General features: G+C 72.6%; 13 protein-coding genes. 8 read left to right on the plus strand and 5 right to left on the minus strand.

Annotated elements, in window-relative coordinates; translation table 11 throughout:
* Positions 1-7: 7 nt before the first annotated feature.
* Both glpK and ACZ4WQ_RS14960 read left to right on the plus strand, forming a co-directional pair.
* Complete coding sequence (gene glpK, locus ACZ4WQ_RS14955) at positions 8-1,534, plus strand: glycerol kinase GlpK (protein ID WP_311725285.1); 1,527 nt, start codon at positions 8-10, stop codon at positions 1,532-1,534.
* Positions 1,535-1,537: 3 nt separating this feature from the next.
* Positions 1,538-3,178 carry a glycerol-3-phosphate dehydrogenase/oxidase gene (locus ACZ4WQ_RS14960; protein ID WP_358845558.1) on the plus strand — a complete coding sequence of 547 codons (1,641 nt, stop codon included), beginning with the start codon at positions 1,538-1,540 and terminating at the stop codon, positions 3,176-3,178.
* Between the two features lie 86 nt (positions 3,179-3,264).
* On the opposite strand, the gene mtnK is transcribed toward ACZ4WQ_RS14960, so the two are convergent.
* The 4 genes from mtnK to ACZ4WQ_RS14980 form a co-directional block, all read right to left on the minus strand.
* Positions 3,265-4,470: an S-methyl-5-thioribose kinase gene (mtnK, locus tag ACZ4WQ_RS14965; RefSeq protein ID WP_398371918.1), complete on the minus strand. Its 1,206-nt coding sequence runs from the start codon at positions 4,468-4,470 to the stop codon at positions 3,265-3,267.
* Entirely contained in the window at positions 4,467-5,513 is a 1,047-nt protein-coding gene (locus ACZ4WQ_RS14970; protein WP_311725282.1) for an ABC transporter permease, read from the minus strand. Before ACZ4WQ_RS14970 ends, mtnK begins: the two co-directional genes overlap by 4 nt.
* Before the next feature lie 83 nt (positions 5,514-5,596).
* Positions 5,597-7,195 (minus strand): sugar ABC transporter ATP-binding protein, encoded by a 1,599-nt coding sequence (locus ACZ4WQ_RS14975; protein ID WP_468022211.1) that lies wholly within the window; start codon positions 7,193-7,195, stop codon positions 5,597-5,599.
* The gene (locus ACZ4WQ_RS14980) at positions 7,182-8,285 is read right to left on the minus strand and encodes a substrate-binding domain-containing protein (protein WP_468022212.1); all 1,104 of its coding nucleotides are present in this window, start codon (positions 8,283-8,285) and stop codon (positions 7,182-7,184) included. The genes ACZ4WQ_RS14975 and ACZ4WQ_RS14980 overlap by 14 nt, the downstream gene beginning before the upstream one ends.
* A 296-nt stretch (positions 8,286-8,581) precedes the next feature.
* Between ACZ4WQ_RS14980 and ACZ4WQ_RS14985 the strand changes: the two genes are divergently transcribed.
* The 4 genes from ACZ4WQ_RS14985 (at position 8,582) to ACZ4WQ_RS15000 (ending at position 11,327) form a co-directional block, all read left to right on the plus strand.
* Positions 8,582-9,169 carry a 1,2-dihydroxy-3-keto-5-methylthiopentene dioxygenase gene (locus tag ACZ4WQ_RS14985; protein WP_385351188.1) on the plus strand — a complete coding sequence of 196 codons (588 nt, stop codon included), beginning with the start codon at positions 8,582-8,584 and terminating at the stop codon, positions 9,167-9,169.
* Positions 9,166-9,894 (plus strand): acireductone synthase, encoded by a 729-nt coding sequence (gene mtnC, locus ACZ4WQ_RS14990; protein ID WP_468022213.1) that lies wholly within the window; start codon positions 9,166-9,168, stop codon positions 9,892-9,894. Before ACZ4WQ_RS14985 ends, mtnC begins: the two co-directional genes overlap by 4 nt.
* The gene (mtnB, locus tag ACZ4WQ_RS14995) at positions 9,891-10,535 is read left to right on the plus strand and encodes a methylthioribulose 1-phosphate dehydratase (RefSeq protein WP_311725278.1); all 645 of its coding nucleotides are present in this window, start codon (positions 9,891-9,893) and stop codon (positions 10,533-10,535) included. The genes mtnC and mtnB overlap by 4 nt, the downstream gene beginning before the upstream one ends.
* A 321-nt stretch (positions 10,536-10,856) precedes the next feature.
* The gene (locus ACZ4WQ_RS15000) at positions 10,857-11,327 is read left to right on the plus strand and encodes a hypothetical protein (RefSeq protein WP_311725277.1); all 471 of its coding nucleotides are present in this window, start codon (positions 10,857-10,859) and stop codon (positions 11,325-11,327) included.
* Positions 11,328-11,407: 80 nt separating this feature from the next.
* Here the strand turns inward: ACZ4WQ_RS15000 and mtnA are convergent, their stop codons facing one another.
* Complete coding sequence (gene mtnA, locus ACZ4WQ_RS15005; RefSeq protein ID WP_311725276.1) at positions 11,408-12,439, minus strand: S-methyl-5-thioribose-1-phosphate isomerase; 1,032 nt, start codon at positions 12,437-12,439, stop codon at positions 11,408-11,410.
* 124 nt (positions 12,440-12,563) lie between these two features.
* Here mtnA and ACZ4WQ_RS15010 point away from each other — a divergent pair, with 124 nt between their 5' ends.
* Both ACZ4WQ_RS15010 and ACZ4WQ_RS15015 read left to right on the plus strand, forming a co-directional pair.
* Complete coding sequence (locus ACZ4WQ_RS15010; protein ID WP_311725275.1) at positions 12,564-13,175, plus strand: sulfite oxidase-like oxidoreductase; 612 nt, start codon at positions 12,564-12,566, stop codon at positions 13,173-13,175.
* Positions 13,168-13,926, plus strand: coding sequence for a ferredoxin reductase (locus ACZ4WQ_RS15015; RefSeq protein WP_468022214.1), 759 nt, complete (start codon positions 13,168-13,170; stop codon positions 13,924-13,926). Before ACZ4WQ_RS15010 ends, ACZ4WQ_RS15015 begins: the two co-directional genes overlap by 8 nt.
* Positions 13,927-13,949 lie beyond the last annotated feature (23 nt).

The raw sequence follows: 13,949 nt of genomic DNA on the forward strand, positions 1-13,949 counted from the left end.
GCACACCATGACCGACACCCACTCCACCGGCCCGTTTATCGCAGCGATCGACCAGGGCACCACCTCGAGCCGTTGCATCGTCTTCGACCGGGACGGCCGCATCGTCTCGGTCGATCAGAAGGAGCACGAGCAGATCTTCCCCAAGCCCGGCTGGGTCGAACACAACGCGACCGAGATCTGGGAGAACGTCCGGGAAGTCGTCGACGGGGCCATCAGCAAGGCCGGCATCACCTCCGCCGATGTGAAGGCGATCGGCATCACCAACCAGCGTGAGACCACGCTGCTGTGGGACAAGAACACCGGCGAGCCGGTGCACAACGCCATCGTCTGGCAGGACACCCGCACCGACGCCCTGTGCAGGGAGCTCGGCCGCAACGTCGGCCAGGACCGGTTCCGCCGGGAGACCGGCCTGCCGCTCGCCTCGTACTTCGCGGGCCCGAAGATCCGCTGGCTGCTCGACAACGTCGAGGGGCTGCGCGAGCGCGCGGAGGCCGGCGAGATCCTCTTCGGCACCATGGACTCCTGGGTGATCTGGAACCTCACCGGCGGCACCGACGGGGGCGTGCACGTCACCGACGTCACCAACGCCTCGCGCACCCTGCTGATGAACCTCCAGACCCTCGACTGGGACGAGCGCATCCTGTCCTCGATGGAGATCCCGGCGGCCGTGCTGCCCGAGATCCGCTCCTCCGCCGAGGTGTACGGGACCACCGCCGAGGGCGTCCTGGCGGGCGTGCCGGTGGCCTCGGCGCTCGGTGACCAGCAGGCCGCCCTCTTCGGCCAGACCTGTTTCTCCGAGGGCGAGGCCAAGTCGACCTATGGCACCGGAACGTTCCTGCTGATGAACACCGGCGCCAAGCCGGTCAACTCGTACAACGGCCTGCTGACCACCGTCGGCTACCGCATCGGCGACCAGAAGCCGGTCTACGCCCTCGAGGGCTCGATCGCCGTCACCGGCTCGCTGGTGCAGTGGATGCGCGACCAGATGGGGCTGATCAACAGCGCGGCCGAGATCGAGACCCTGGCCAGCTCGGTCGAGGACAACGGCGGCGCCTACTTCGTGCCCGCCTTCTCCGGTCTGTTCGCCCCCTACTGGCGTGACGACGCGCGTGGCGTCATCGCGGGTCTGACCCGCTATGTCACCAAGGCGCACATCGCCCGCGCCGTGCTCGAGGCCACCGCCTGGCAGACCCGCGAGATCGTCGACGCGATGACCAAGGACTCCGGCGTCGAACTCACCGCGCTCAAGGTCGACGGCGGCATGACCTCCAACAACCTGCTGATGCAGACGCTCTCCGACGTCCTGGACGCACCCGTGGTGCGGCCGATGGTCGCCGAGACCACCTGCCTCGGCGCCGCCTACGCCGCCGGTCTCGCCGTCGGCTTCTGGCCGGACACCGACGCGCTGCGCGCCAACTGGCGCCGCGCCGCCGAGTGGACCCCCCGCATGGACGCGGAAGTCCGCGACCGCGAGTACAAGAACTGGCTCAAGGCCGTGCAGCGGACCATGGGCTGGATCGAAGACGAGGAGTAAGCAATGACCACCCCGCAGAGCGCCCCGGCACTCGGGACGCACCCGGCTGCCGGTTCCCTTCCAGCCGCCGCTGGGAGGCACCCCCTGCCGAGCCGCGCCGAGACCCGGGAGAGGCTGACCAGGGCAACGCACGACCTCCTGGTGATCGGCGGCGGCATCCTGGGCATCACCACTGCCTGGCACGCGGCGCAGTCGGGACTGCGGGTGGCCATGGTGGACGCCGGCGACTTCGCCGGCGCCACCTCCTCGGCCTCCTCCAAGCTGCTCCACGGCGGGCTGCGCTATCTCCAGACCGGCGCGGTCAAGCTGGTCGCCGAGAACCACTTCGAGCGACGCGCGGTCTCCCGCAGCGTCGCCCCCCACCTGGCGAACCCGCTCACCTTCTATCTGCCGGTCTACAAGGGCGGCCCGCACGGCGCGGCCAAGCTCGGCGCGGGCGTGTTCGCCTACTCGGCGCTCTCCGCCTTCCGGGACGGCGTCGGCCATGTCATCAGCCCCGACAAGGCCGTGCGGGACGTCCCCGAGCTGCGCACCGACGGCCTCAAGGCGGTCGCGGTCTACGGCGACGGCCAGATGAACGACAGCCGCATGGCCCTGATGACGGTGCGGGCGGCGGTCGAGGCGGGTGCGACCGTGCTCAACCACGCCGAGGTGGTGGGGCTGCGGACGACCGACGGCCGCGTCACCGGAGCGGAGCTCAAGGACCGCCTGGACGGCACCGAGTTCGGGGTGAACGCCCGCCTGGTGCTGAACGCCACGGGCCCGTGGGTGGACCACCTGCGCGCGATGGAGGACCCGAACGCGGCCCCGTCCATCCGGCTCTCCAAGGGCGCGCACCTGGTGCTGGGGCGCACCTCCCCGTGGCGGGCCGCGCTGGCCACGCCGATCGACAAGTACCGCATCACCTTCGCCCTCCCCTGGGAGGACATGCTGCTGCTCGGCACCACCGACGAGGCGTACGAGGGCGACCCGGCCGAGGTGCGGGTGAACGAGAAGGACATCGCCCAGATCCTCGACGAGGCCGCCTTCTCCATCCGGGACCAGCAGCTGTCCCGCGACCTGATCACCTACTCGTTCGCCGGGCTGCGGGTGCTGCCCGGCGGCCCCGGGGACACCGCCAAGGCCAAGCGGGAGACCGTGGTCACCGAGGGCCGCGGCGGCATGCTCTCCATCGCGGGCGGCAAGTGGACCACCTTCCGCCACATAGGCCGCACCGTGATGAACAAGCTCGCGCAGCTGCCGGGGCACCCGCTGGCGGAGGACATGGAGCCCATATCGCGGCTGCCCAAGCACATGCCGCTGCCGGGCCTGGCCAGCCCGCACGCGGTCGCGCACCGGCTGCTGGTGGACGGCGGCACCCCCGGCCCGCGGATGGCCGGGGACACCGCGCGCCACTTGGCGACGCACTACGGTTCGCTCTCCTTCGACATCGCCCGGCTGGCCGACGAGGACCCGGCGCTCGGCGAGCGGATCCACCCGGACGCCCCGGAGATCTGGGCGCAGGTCGTCTACGCCCGTGACCACGAGTGGGCGGAGACCGCGGACGATGTGCTGCGCCGCCGCACCACGTTGACGATCCGTGGGCTGGACACGGAGGAGGTGCGGGCGCGGGTCCAGGAGCTGCTGGACCGCCGCGCGGCCTGACAGGCCCTATAAGGCCCGGGCCCCATAAGGCCCGAAGGGGAGGCTCCGCTGCGGAGCCTCCCCTTCGCCGCGTCCCCCGGTGGCCGCTACGGCGCAGTGCCGACCCGCTCGGCCAGCGCCCGGACGCCGGCGGCGTCCGGGAGGCGGTCGCGGCCCAGGATGAGCTCGCGGCCGAGCAGCAGGGCGCGGCGGGAGGCGGGGCCGGGGTCGGGCAGGGTGGTCAGGTCGGTGAGGTGGGCGAAGCCGATGACGCGGCGGATGATCTCCGTACCGGCGAAGCCCAGGCTCTCCGACCACACCTGGCGCAGAAAGCGGTCCAGGTAGGCGTCGTCGAAGAAGGTGTCGACCCGGGTCGGCCACAGCCGGCGCAGCTCCGCCTCGAAGGCGTCCCAGCTGAGGGCGAGCTGGTCGGCGTGGTCGCCCGGGGTGCCGAGCGCCCGGGCGCGCAGCTCGGAGACGAGGACGTTGCCCCAGTACAGGCCGAGGTCGAAGCCGATCGGGCCGACGAAGGAGAACTCCGGGTCGAAGACCCGGACCACGTCGGCGCCCTGACGGGTGCCCACCATGACGCTGCCGGTGTGCAGATCGCCGTGCAGCAGCGCCTGGGCGCTGGTCATGAAGACATGCCGCAGGGCCGCGACCTCGGTGCGAAGTGCGGGGTCGGCGCGGAAGGCGGCGGCGAGGTCGTCGAGGCTGTCGTGCCAGTGGTTGTGCTCGTGGTCGAGATAGGGCTCGCTGAGCACCACATCCTCGGTGATCTTGCATAGCTCGGGGCTGACCGAGGTGGCGATCAGCTCCTTGCGGGTGGCGGAGGCCATGCCGAAGTCGCTGGTGGCGAAGGAGAGCGCGGCGACGAAGGCACCGATGTGGCGGGACACCTCGCCGTAGTCCCCGCCCTCGTTGAGGTGGGTCCGCAGCACCCGCAGATCGGACATGTCCTCCATGGTGAGGGCGTAGTTGCCGGCGTCGTAGCCGTGGATGGCCGGGATGGTGTCCGGGGCGACGGCGGCGACCTGCCGGTAGGCGCGGGCCTCGGCGTCGGCGCGGGCGGGGCTCATGGGCCAGGAGGGGCCGGCGACGCGGACCCAGGGCAGCGCCTGCTTGACGGCGAGGCTGCGGGTGCCGTCGGGGGTGCGGGCGATGAACACCCGGTTCATGTTGCCGTCGGAGACCTCGTGGACCTCGATGGCGTCGCCGTTCCAGTGGCCCAGGCCCCGCAGATAGCCGGGGATGTCCTCGGGCTCCAGGACCCGGTAGGCGGGCGGGGTGTCGGGGTGCGGCGGGTGCGTCATCGGCGGTTTCCTCGGGACAGTGTGAAGCTGAAGACCAGGGCGAGGATCAGCACCGCGCCCTCGACCACGTCCTGTGTGTAGTACGGCAGGCCCTTGATGGTCAGGCCGGTGGTGATGACGCCGATGAGGACGGCACCGAGCGCGGTCCCCCAGACGTTGGGCTTGCCGCGGCCGAGCACGGAGGTGCCGACCAGCGCCACGGCGACCGCCTCCAGCAGCTGGGAGGTGCCGGCGGAGACATCGCCCTGGCCGATCCTGGAGGCCAGGATCAGTCCGCCGATGGAGGCGAGGACGCCCGACAGGACGTAGGCGAGGGCGCGGTAGGCGCCGACGCGGACGCCGGCGAGCCGGGTCGCCTCCGGGTTCGACCCGATCGCGTACAGCACCCGGCCCCAGCGGGTGCGGGAGAGGAAGACCCAGGCGACGAGGGTGAGTCCGGCGAAGATGACCACCGAGACGGGCACCCCGGCGACGGTGCCCCGGTCGATGGACAGAAAGCCCTCGGTGAACTTGCCGGGCGCGGTGGTGCCGTCGTCCAGGGTCATGCCGGGCGAGATCGACTGGCCGTCGACGAGGATCAGTTTCAGGCCCTGGATGACGAACATGGTGCCGAGGGTGGCCAGCATGTCGGGGACCTTGAGGACCACGATCAGCAAGGCGTTGACGAGTCCGGCGAGCGCGCCCGCCACGATCACCGCGATCACCGCGACCGTGCCGACCTGGTTGTAGACGACCATCGTCTTGGCGGCGACGGTCACGCCGAGTCCGGCCACCGCCCCCACCGACATGTCCATTCCGCCGACGGCCATGGTGAGGGTGACGCCGAGGCCGAGGATGGCGGCGACGGAGACATAGCGGAGGGTGTCCAGGAGCGTCGCCGAGTCGCGGAAGGTGGGCTCGGTGAGCGAGAAGAACGCGAAGAGGGCGACAGTGACGAAGATGAAGCCGTATTTGATGACGGCGCCCTGGACGCGCTGACCGGCGCCCGCCGCGGCCGTCTTCCCGGCCGTCACCGGTGGGGCGGTGGAAGGGGTGAGGGTCATCGCAGGGCCTGCTTCTTCCTTCGTCTCGTGCTGCTTGTGGTGCTGGTCTGTGGTGGTGCCGCGCGGGGTGCCCCGGTGCGGCGTCACACGGATGCCGAGATGGCCTGGATGACCTGGTCGCGCTCGGCGTCGGCGCCGTACGCGTCGAGGCGGATCTCCCCGTCGGCGAGGACGACGACGCGGTCGGCGACCTCCAGGACCTCATCCACGTCGGCGCTGAGCACGACGACGGCCGAACCGTCGGCGGCCAGGGCGCGGGCGCGGCGGCCGATGTCGCGGCGGGCGCCGATGTCCACGCCTCGGAACGGCTCGTCCAGCATCAGGACGCGGGGGCGCTCGGCGAGCCAGCGCCCGACCACGACCTTCTGCTGATTTCCGCCGGAGAGCTCCTCGACGGGGCTGGTCTCGTCGCGGGCCACGACGCCGAGTTCGGCGATGGTGCGGCGGCCCAGCTCGGCCTCCTGGCCGCCCCGGACCAGTCCGGCGAGGGAGAGGGAGGACAGGAAGGGCAGTGAGATGTTGCGCGCCACGGACCAGCCGGGGATCAGCGCGTCCGCGTGCCGGTCCTCGGGCACCAGGTGGACGCCGCGGCGGATGGCGTCGGCGGGGCGGCGCGGCCGGTACGGCTCGCCGTCCAGCTCCAGCTCCCCCACGCGGAACGGCTCGGCGCCGAACACCCCGCGCGCCAGCTCGGTCTTGCCCGCCCCGAGGAGCCCCACGACGCCGGTGACCTCGCCCTCGCGCAGATCGAGGTCCTGGGGCAGCCGGCCGGGCAGCAGCGGTACGCCGCGCAGCGAGAGCGCGACGGCCCCGCCGCGCCGGCCGTCGGCCGGCCGGGCGGTGGTCGCGGCCTGCGGCTGGGCGAGCATGGCGCGCAGCGCGCGGTCCCAGTCGAAGGGCCGGGAGAGGTCTTCGGTGAGACGGCCGTCTCGCAGAACGACCAGCCGGTCGGCGAGGGAGTCGATCTCGCCGAGCCGGTGGGACACATAGAGCACCGCGATCCCCTCGGCCCGCAGCCGCTCCACGATCGCGAACAGCCGCGTCGCCTCGGCCGAGGACAGGGCCGAGGTCGGCTCGTCGAGGATCAGCAGCCGGGGGCGGGTGGACAGGGCGCGGGCGAGGATCAGCAGCTGCTGGTCGGAGATGCCGAGCTCGGCGACGTCGCGGCGCAGCAGGTCCGTGGACCAGCCGAGGCCGAGGGTGTCCTGGATCTCGCGGGCGCGGGCGAGGACCTGACGGGTGCCCAGGAAGGGGTTGCCGCCGCGCTGGGCCAGCTCCTCGAAGACCAGGTTCTCGGCGACGGACAGGCCGGGCACCACGCCCTCGCCGATCCGCTGGTGCACGGTGCGGATGCCCAGGGCGTGCGCGGCGGCGGGCGAGGGCAGGGCGGCGGGCTCGCCGCCGACGAGCACCCGGCCGCCGTGTCCCGCGTGCACCCCGGAGAGCACCTTGATCAGGGTGGACTTGCCCGCCCCGTTGGCTCCCAGCAGCGCGACCACGCTGCCGGGAGCGATGTCCAGGGACACCGAGGTGAGTACGGGCTTGCCGCCGAAGGCCATGCTGACCTCGCGCAGCGAGACCGCGGGCACCTCCGCGCGGGCGCCCGGCGCGGGGCCGTCCCCGGCCGCGGAGCCGTCTCCGGAGTCGGCGTCGGCGTCGGCCGTCGGCTCAGTGGGCGACATTGGGGATCCAGTCCGCCGTGCTGACCTTGCTGAGGTTGAGGGCGGGGAGCGCGGTGCGCAGCTGGTTCAGGTTCTGGATCTTCTTGCTCACCAGGAAGTCGCGGGTGATCGCGACGGCCGGGAACTCGACCGACTTGGTCGTCAGCTGACCGGCGAGTTCCAGGGCGGTGGTGCGGACCACGGCGGCCCCGACGGCGGACGGGTCGGTGCCCGCCGTGGCGGTCCAGGGGCTGTTCTTGGCGGTGATGACCTGGATGTCGGCGTTGGAGACATCGGCGCCGAACACCTTGACCTTGCCCGCCAGCTTCTTGTTCTGGACCGCGAGGACGGTGCCCTTGGCCAGCTCGTCGTACGGGGCGAAGATGCCCGCGACGCCGGAGTGCTGGGTGAGGGCGGCGCTGACCAGCGGGACGTTGTCGGTGGCGGTGGAGTCGGTGACCTTGCCGACCTTGAACGCCTGCTTCCAGCCGTTGTCGGTGAGCCGCTTCTTCCAGACGCTGTCGCGCTTGTCGAGCGCGGCGTATCCGGCGACGTTGACGTAGCCGACCTCGGCCTTCTCGCCGAGCTCCTTGGTCATCACGTCCAGGACGGCGTTGGCCATGCTGGCGTCGTCCTGCTTGGTGGAGATGACCTCGGGGTTCTTGGTCTCGACGTCGTAGACGACGACCTTGATGCCCTTCTTGACCGCCTTGTCGATCTCCGGCTGGATGGTCGAGGGGAAGCCGTGGTCGACGATGATCGCCTTAGCCCCGGAGTTGATCGCGGCCGACAGGTCGGTGGCCTGCTTGGCGTTGTCCGCCTGGGCGTCGTAGACGGTGAGGTCGATGCCGAGCGCCTTGGCCTGCGCCTTGGCGCCGTTGCCCCACTGCTCGAAGTAGTCGCCCGCGCCGCTCTGCCGGACCAGGGCGACCTTGACCTTCCCCTGGTCGAAGGGCGCGGGCTTCTTGCCGGTCGCGGCCTTCGCCGAGGCGGGGGTGTCCCCGGAGGGTCCGGTGTCCGAGGCGGAGGAGGACTGGGAGCAGCCGGTGGCGACCAGGGCGGTGAGCGAGACGAGGGAGGCCGCGGCGAGGGGCAGTCTGGAGCGGGACATGGGGATCTCCGGGTGATGCGGCGGCACGGGGGTGCCGGGTTGTGGGACGGGAAGGACTACGGCGGCAAGGGTCAGCTACAGCTGGCCGTAGTCGTCCGATGGAGATCCACGTACAGCCGCCGAACGAGCAGCAGCGTCTTCATGACCACATCATGAGAACGGTTTCAGCCATACGTCAAAGGTCAGGGCGTTCCTTCTCACGTCCTGAGACGCGTTCTTCCTCACACCTCGCGATATGTCGGCCCCGGGTTACTATCCGGCTTCAACCCCTCCCTTCTCCCGGCTTGGAGTCCTTGATGACCCTTCTGACCACCTGGCCGGAGTCCGGCCCGGACACCGTGGTGCGCCGCACCGAGGACCCCGCCGAGATCGCCGCGGCGCTCGCCCCGATCGGTGTGCGCTACGAGCGGTGGCCCGTCCGCGAGGACGTGCCCCAGGACGCCGACAGCGACACCGTCTTCGCCGCGTACCGCGCCGAGATCGACAAGTTGGTCGGGGAGGAGTCCTTCGCCACCGTCGACGTGGTCGCCCTGCACCCCGGCGACGACGCCGAGTGGCCCGCGAAGGCCAGGGCGGCGCGCGAGAAGTTCCTCAGGGAGCACACCCACGACGATGACGACGAGGTCCGCTTCTTCGTCGCGGGCGCGGGCGTCTTCTATCTGCACGTGGGCGGCGAGGTGCACGCCGTGCTGTGCGAGGCGGGCGACCTCCTCGGGGTGCCGCGCGGCACCACCCACTGGTTCGACATGGGCGTCTCCCCCTCCTTCACCGCCATCCGCTTCTTCCACGAGGAGGACGGCTGGATCGGCAACTTCACCGGCAGCGAGATCGCCCTGCGCTTCCCCGACTTCGACGCGCTGAAGGCCGGGCGGACCGCCGCGTGAGCCCTGCCGTCTCCTTCGCCGGCGTCGAGTCGGTGGTGCTCGACATCGAGGGCACCACCAGCGCCACCGGGTTCGTCGTCGAGGTGCTCTACCCGTACTCGCGCGAGCGGTTCGGCGCGCTGCTGGCCGAGCGGGCGCAGGAGCCGGCGGTGCGACGGGCGGCGGAGCAGGTCCGCGAGGCGGCGGGCGAGCCGGAGGCCGACGCCGCCCGGATCGAGCGGATCCTGGGGTCGTGGCTGGACGAGGACCGCAAGGCCACGCCGCTGAAGACGCTTCAGGGCATCATCTGGTCGGAGGGGTTCGCGCGCGGCGAGCTGGTCTCGCACTTCTACCCCGACACCATCCCGGCGCTGCGCCACTGGCAGGCGGCGGGGCTGCGGCTGCACATCTACTCCTCCGGGTCGGTGGCCGCGCAGCGCGCATGGTTCGGCCACACGCCCGAGGGGGATCTGATCCCCCTGCTCGACGGGTTCTACGACACGGAGAACGCGGGCCCCAAGCAGTCCCCCGGGTCCTACGCCGCGATCACCGCGGCCATCGGCACCGCCCCGGCCCGCACCCTCTTCCTCTCCGACCGCCCCGGCGAGCTGGACGCGGCCCGCGCGGCGGGCTGGCGCACCGTCGGCGTACGGCGGCCCGGCGAGCCGTACTTCGAGCAGGGCGTCGGCGACCACCCCGAGGCCGCGGGCCTCGACGAGATCACTCTCACAAGGAGCACCCCGTGACGGAGACCGCGGACCTGGAGCAGGGACCGGACCAGGACCTGGAGCGGGCCGGAGCCGTGCTGGCGGCCGAGGCGGCGCGCTTCGCGTCGTTCGGCTGGATGCGCGGCACCTCCGGCAATCTGTCGATGGTGCTCTCGCGCGACCCGCTGCGCCTCGCCGTCACCGCGAGCGGCCGGGACAAGGGCGAGCTGGCCCCCTCCGATGTGGTCCTGGTGGACGCGGCGGGCGCGGCGGTGCCGCTGCCGGACGGCCGCGCGCCGGGCAGGCCCTCGGCCGAGGCCGAGCTGCATGCCCGTGTGGCCCGGCTGACGGGTGCGGGCGCGGTGGTCCATGTGCACACCGTCGCCTCGGTGGCCCTGGGCCGCCGCCACCCCGGCGGGCTGGTGTTCAAGGACCTGGAGATGCTCAAGGGCGTGGGCCACCCGGCGGAGGGCGAGGAGATCACCCTGCCGGTGATCGCCAACAGCCAGGACATGCGGGTCCTCGGCGACCGCCTGGAGGAGGCCCGCGACCCGCGGATGCCGGCGGTGGTGGTCGCCGGACACGGGCTGTACGTATGGGGCGCGGATCCGCGGCAGGCGCGCCACCACACGGAGGTCGTGGAGTGGCTGCTGGAACTGGAGCTGGCGGGCGGGCGGTAGCCCGGCGCCGCGCTCGTGCCGGGGCGCGCCGCGCGCGCTCCGGCCCCGCGAACTGACTCGCCAGTAAAAAATCAGTGAATCGCTCTTGCGTTCTTCGGTGGCGCGCGCATCAATAACAGCGCCCCGCCTGACGGTCAGTCAGGGTCGGTGGCGGTCTGTGCGAGGCCCGAGCCGCAGCCCCGCGCGATCTCACCCCCCGCACCGCGCACACGTACGCAGCGACGCGCCCTCGGGCGCGCCGGGATCCCGCCGCGCCTCGTGTGCGCCGCTCCACCAAGGACGCGGCTGGCAGGCACCTCCCCCACACCGGAAGGCAGTCCCATGAGACGCATGAAACTCGGGATCGGCACGGCACTGGGAGCAGCGGGCATGGCCATGGGCGCGCTCGCACTGGCGCCGACCGCCACCGCGGTCACCCCGACCACCGCGACCCTGACGGCCGACTGCGGGACCTACGGCTCCGGCCTGGCCACGCTCACGGCCACGCAGAGCGGGACGTCCGCGACCATCACCCTGTCCTCGGCCGCCATCAAGGCGCCGATCGATGTTCCGGCCGGCTCGGTCAACTCGACGCTGACCCTGTCGAAGAACGGCTCCGGAACCACCACCTTCACCGGCAGCTCCAACCCGGCCATTCCGACCGGGTCCGATGTGACCACCGGCCCGCTCAAGGGCACGGTCGCCACCGGTGACGTCCTCGAGGCCAAGTCGCTGAAGCTGGTGATCTTCGGCCTCATCACGGTGAACTGCACCGCCACCTCGGCTCAGTCGCCGGGTCCGTTCACCTTCTGATCGCGTACAGCGCGTCCGGGCACCATGTGATCGTCGGCGGACCGGCGTCCCCCCGGCAGGGGGCGCCGGTCCGCTCGGCGTCAGGTCAGGTGCTCGCCCGGCAGTTGCCCCGCCGCCACCTCCAGCACACCGCGCTCGGTGACCAGCGCGGTGACCAGCCGTCCGGGGGTGACGTCGAAGGCCGGGTTGTGGCCGCGCGAGGCCGCCGGGGCGGTGCGCACCCCGCCCCACTCCAGGACCTCCCGCTCGCCGCGCAGCTCGATGTGGATGTCCGTGCCGCTGCCGGTGGCCAGGTCGACGGTGGTCGTCGGGGCCGCGACCAGGAACGGGATGCCCGCGTCGGCGCAGGCCAGGGCGATGCCGACGGTGCCGACCTTGTTGGCGGTGTCCCCGTTGGCGGCGATGCGGTCCGCGCCCACGAGGGCCGCGTCCACCTCCCCGCGCAGGATCGTGCCCGCGGCCGCGCCGTCGGCCTGGACGTAGTGCGGGATGCCCTCGTGGGCCAGCTCCCAGGCGGTGAGCCGGGACCCCTGGAGCAGCGGGCGGGTCTCGTCCGCGTACACCACCTCCACCAGGCCGCGCGCGTGCAGCTCCCGGACCACGCCGAGCGCGGTGCCCCAGCCCGCGGTGGCCAGGGCGCCGGTGTTGCAGTGCGTCAGCAGGCGCAGCGGCCGGTCCGCGGCCAGCCGCTTCACCAGCCAGTCGGCGCCGTACGCGCCCATGGCGCGGTTGGCCAGCTGGTCCTCGCGCAGCACGGCGTGCGCCTCGGCCAGCGCCGCGTCCCTCCCCCGGTCGAGCAGCGGCAGCACCCGGTCCACGCAGACGGCCAGGTTCACGGCGGTGGGCCGGGCCTCGCGGATGCGCGAGACGGCGGCCAGGAGCGCCGTACGGTCCCAGCCCTCGCGCTCGGCCTGCCGCTGCGCCACCACCACGCCGTACGCCCCGGCGGCGCCGATGGCCGGGGCGCCGCGCACGACCAGCCGCTGGATGGCGTCCACCAGGGCGTCCACGTCGTCGACGCGGAGCCGCTCCAGCCGGTCCGGCAAGGCGGTCTGGTCGATCAGCCACAGGCCGTCTTCGGCCCACTCGACGGCGCGCAGTTCCTGGCTCACGGGTGACGCTCCTGGACGTACGGGAGGGGTGGTGTGGGGGTGGCGCCACCGTACATGAGCTGCGCGAACCACACTTCGAGACGCCCGGGCGGCGGGCCCGGGCCGGTGCTAGCCTCCTTGCGTCATGAGCACCACCCGCGGCTTCACCGGCCGCCCCCGTACCGCCGGCCCCGATCCGCGGCTGCCTCCCGGGCAGTACGACGCGGGCGACGCCTTCCCCGTACTCGCCGCCGAGGTCACGCCCCGGCTGGCCGCCGCCGACTGGACCTTCCGCATCGACGGCCTGGTGGCCCGGCCCCGCACCTGGGGCCACGAGGAGCTGCGGGAGCTGCCGCGCGCGGAGTACCGCGGCGACATCCACTGTGTGACCGGCTGGTCCAAGTTCGGGGTGCGGTTCGCCGGGGTCAGTCTGGACGACCTCCTCGCGCAGGCGGGGCCCACGGCCGGCGCCACCCACGCGATCGCCTACTCGCACACCGGCTACACCACCGACCTGGAGCTGGCGGATCTGACCGGCGGCCGGGCCTGGATCGCCTTCGAGTACGACGGGCGGCCGCTGGCCCCCGAGCACGGCGGCCCGGCCCGGCTGCTGGTGCCGCACCTGTACTTCTGGAAGAGCGCCAAGTGGATCGCCGGGCTGAGGCTGCTCGACCACGACGAGCCCGGCTTCTGGGAGCAGAACGGCTACCACCGGCGCGGCAACCCGTGGCGGGAGGAGCGCTACGCCGGTGACTGACGCCCCCGCCGTGCCCCCGCCCTTCGTGCCCGACACCGCGTTCGCGGTCCCGGGCCGGATCGTGCCCAGCAATCGCGCCGCCGCCCGCTGGCAGCCCGCGCGCGTCGCCGCGATCCGCCGGGAGACCCCGCGCGCCACCACCTTCCGGCTCGCGCTGTCCCACTGGACGCCGCATGCGCCGGGCCAGCACTACATGGTGCGGCTGACCGCGCCGGACGGCTACACCGCGACGCGCCACTACTCGGTGGCCTCCCCGCCCGAGGACGAGGGCTTCATCGAGCTCACCGTCGGCCATGTGGCGGGCGGCGAGGTGTCCGGCCATCTGCACACCACCGCCCGCCCCGGCGACACGGTGGAGGTGCGCGGCCCGCTCGGCGGCTTCTTCGCCTGGCCCGGCGACCGGCCCGCGCTGCTGCTGGGCGCGGGCACGGGGGTGGTGCCGCTGATGGCGATGGTGCGCCACCACCGGCGCCGTGGGCTGAGTGTGCCGCTGCGGCTGATCGTCAGCGCCCGTACCCGCGAGGACCTGCTCTACGCCGACGAGTACGGCGCGGAGACCACGGCCGTACTGACCCGCACCGCCGGGCGGCTGTCCGCCGCCCATGTGTCCCCGTATCTTCGGGGCGGCGAGCAGGCGGCGGACTGGGAGGCGTATGTGTGCGGCGGCAACGGCTTCGCCGAACACGCCTCCCGGATCCTGGTCGACGGCGGACAGCCGGTGAACCGCATCCGTATCGAACGCTTCGGGTGAGCGGCGGGCGGGCGACGGAAGGC

The sequence above is a fragment of the Streptomyces sp. NPDC028305 genome, from assembly GCF_055569495.1.

Excerpts from the sequence above, each read along its gene's own strand:
- glpK (WP_311725285.1), top strand. The coding sequence starts at position 8 with ATGACCGACACCCACTCCACCGGCCCGTTTATCGCAGCGATCGACCAG.
- ACZ4WQ_RS14960 (WP_358845558.1), top strand. The coding sequence starts at position 1,538 with ATGACCACCCCGCAGAGCGCCCCGGCACTCGGGACGCACCCGGCTGCC.
- mtnK (WP_398371918.1), bottom strand. The coding sequence starts at position 4,470 with ATGACGCACCCGCCGCACCCCGACACCCCGCCCGCCTACCGGGTCCTG.
- ACZ4WQ_RS14970 (WP_311725282.1), bottom strand. The coding sequence starts at position 5,513 with ATGACCCTCACCCCTTCCACCGCCCCACCGGTGACGGCCGGGAAGACG.
- ACZ4WQ_RS14975 (WP_468022211.1), bottom strand. The coding sequence starts at position 7,195 with ATGTCGCCCACTGAGCCGACGGCCGACGCCGACGCCGACTCCGGAGAC.
- ACZ4WQ_RS14980 (WP_468022212.1), bottom strand. The coding sequence starts at position 8,285 with ATGTCCCGCTCCAGACTGCCCCTCGCCGCGGCCTCCCTCGTCTCGCTC.
- ACZ4WQ_RS14985 (WP_385351188.1), top strand. The coding sequence starts at position 8,582 with ATGACCCTTCTGACCACCTGGCCGGAGTCCGGCCCGGACACCGTGGTG.
- ACZ4WQ_RS15000 (WP_311725277.1), top strand. The coding sequence starts at position 10,857 with ATGAGACGCATGAAACTCGGGATCGGCACGGCACTGGGAGCAGCGGGC.
- ACZ4WQ_RS15010 (WP_311725275.1), top strand. The coding sequence starts at position 12,564 with ATGAGCACCACCCGCGGCTTCACCGGCCGCCCCCGTACCGCCGGCCCC.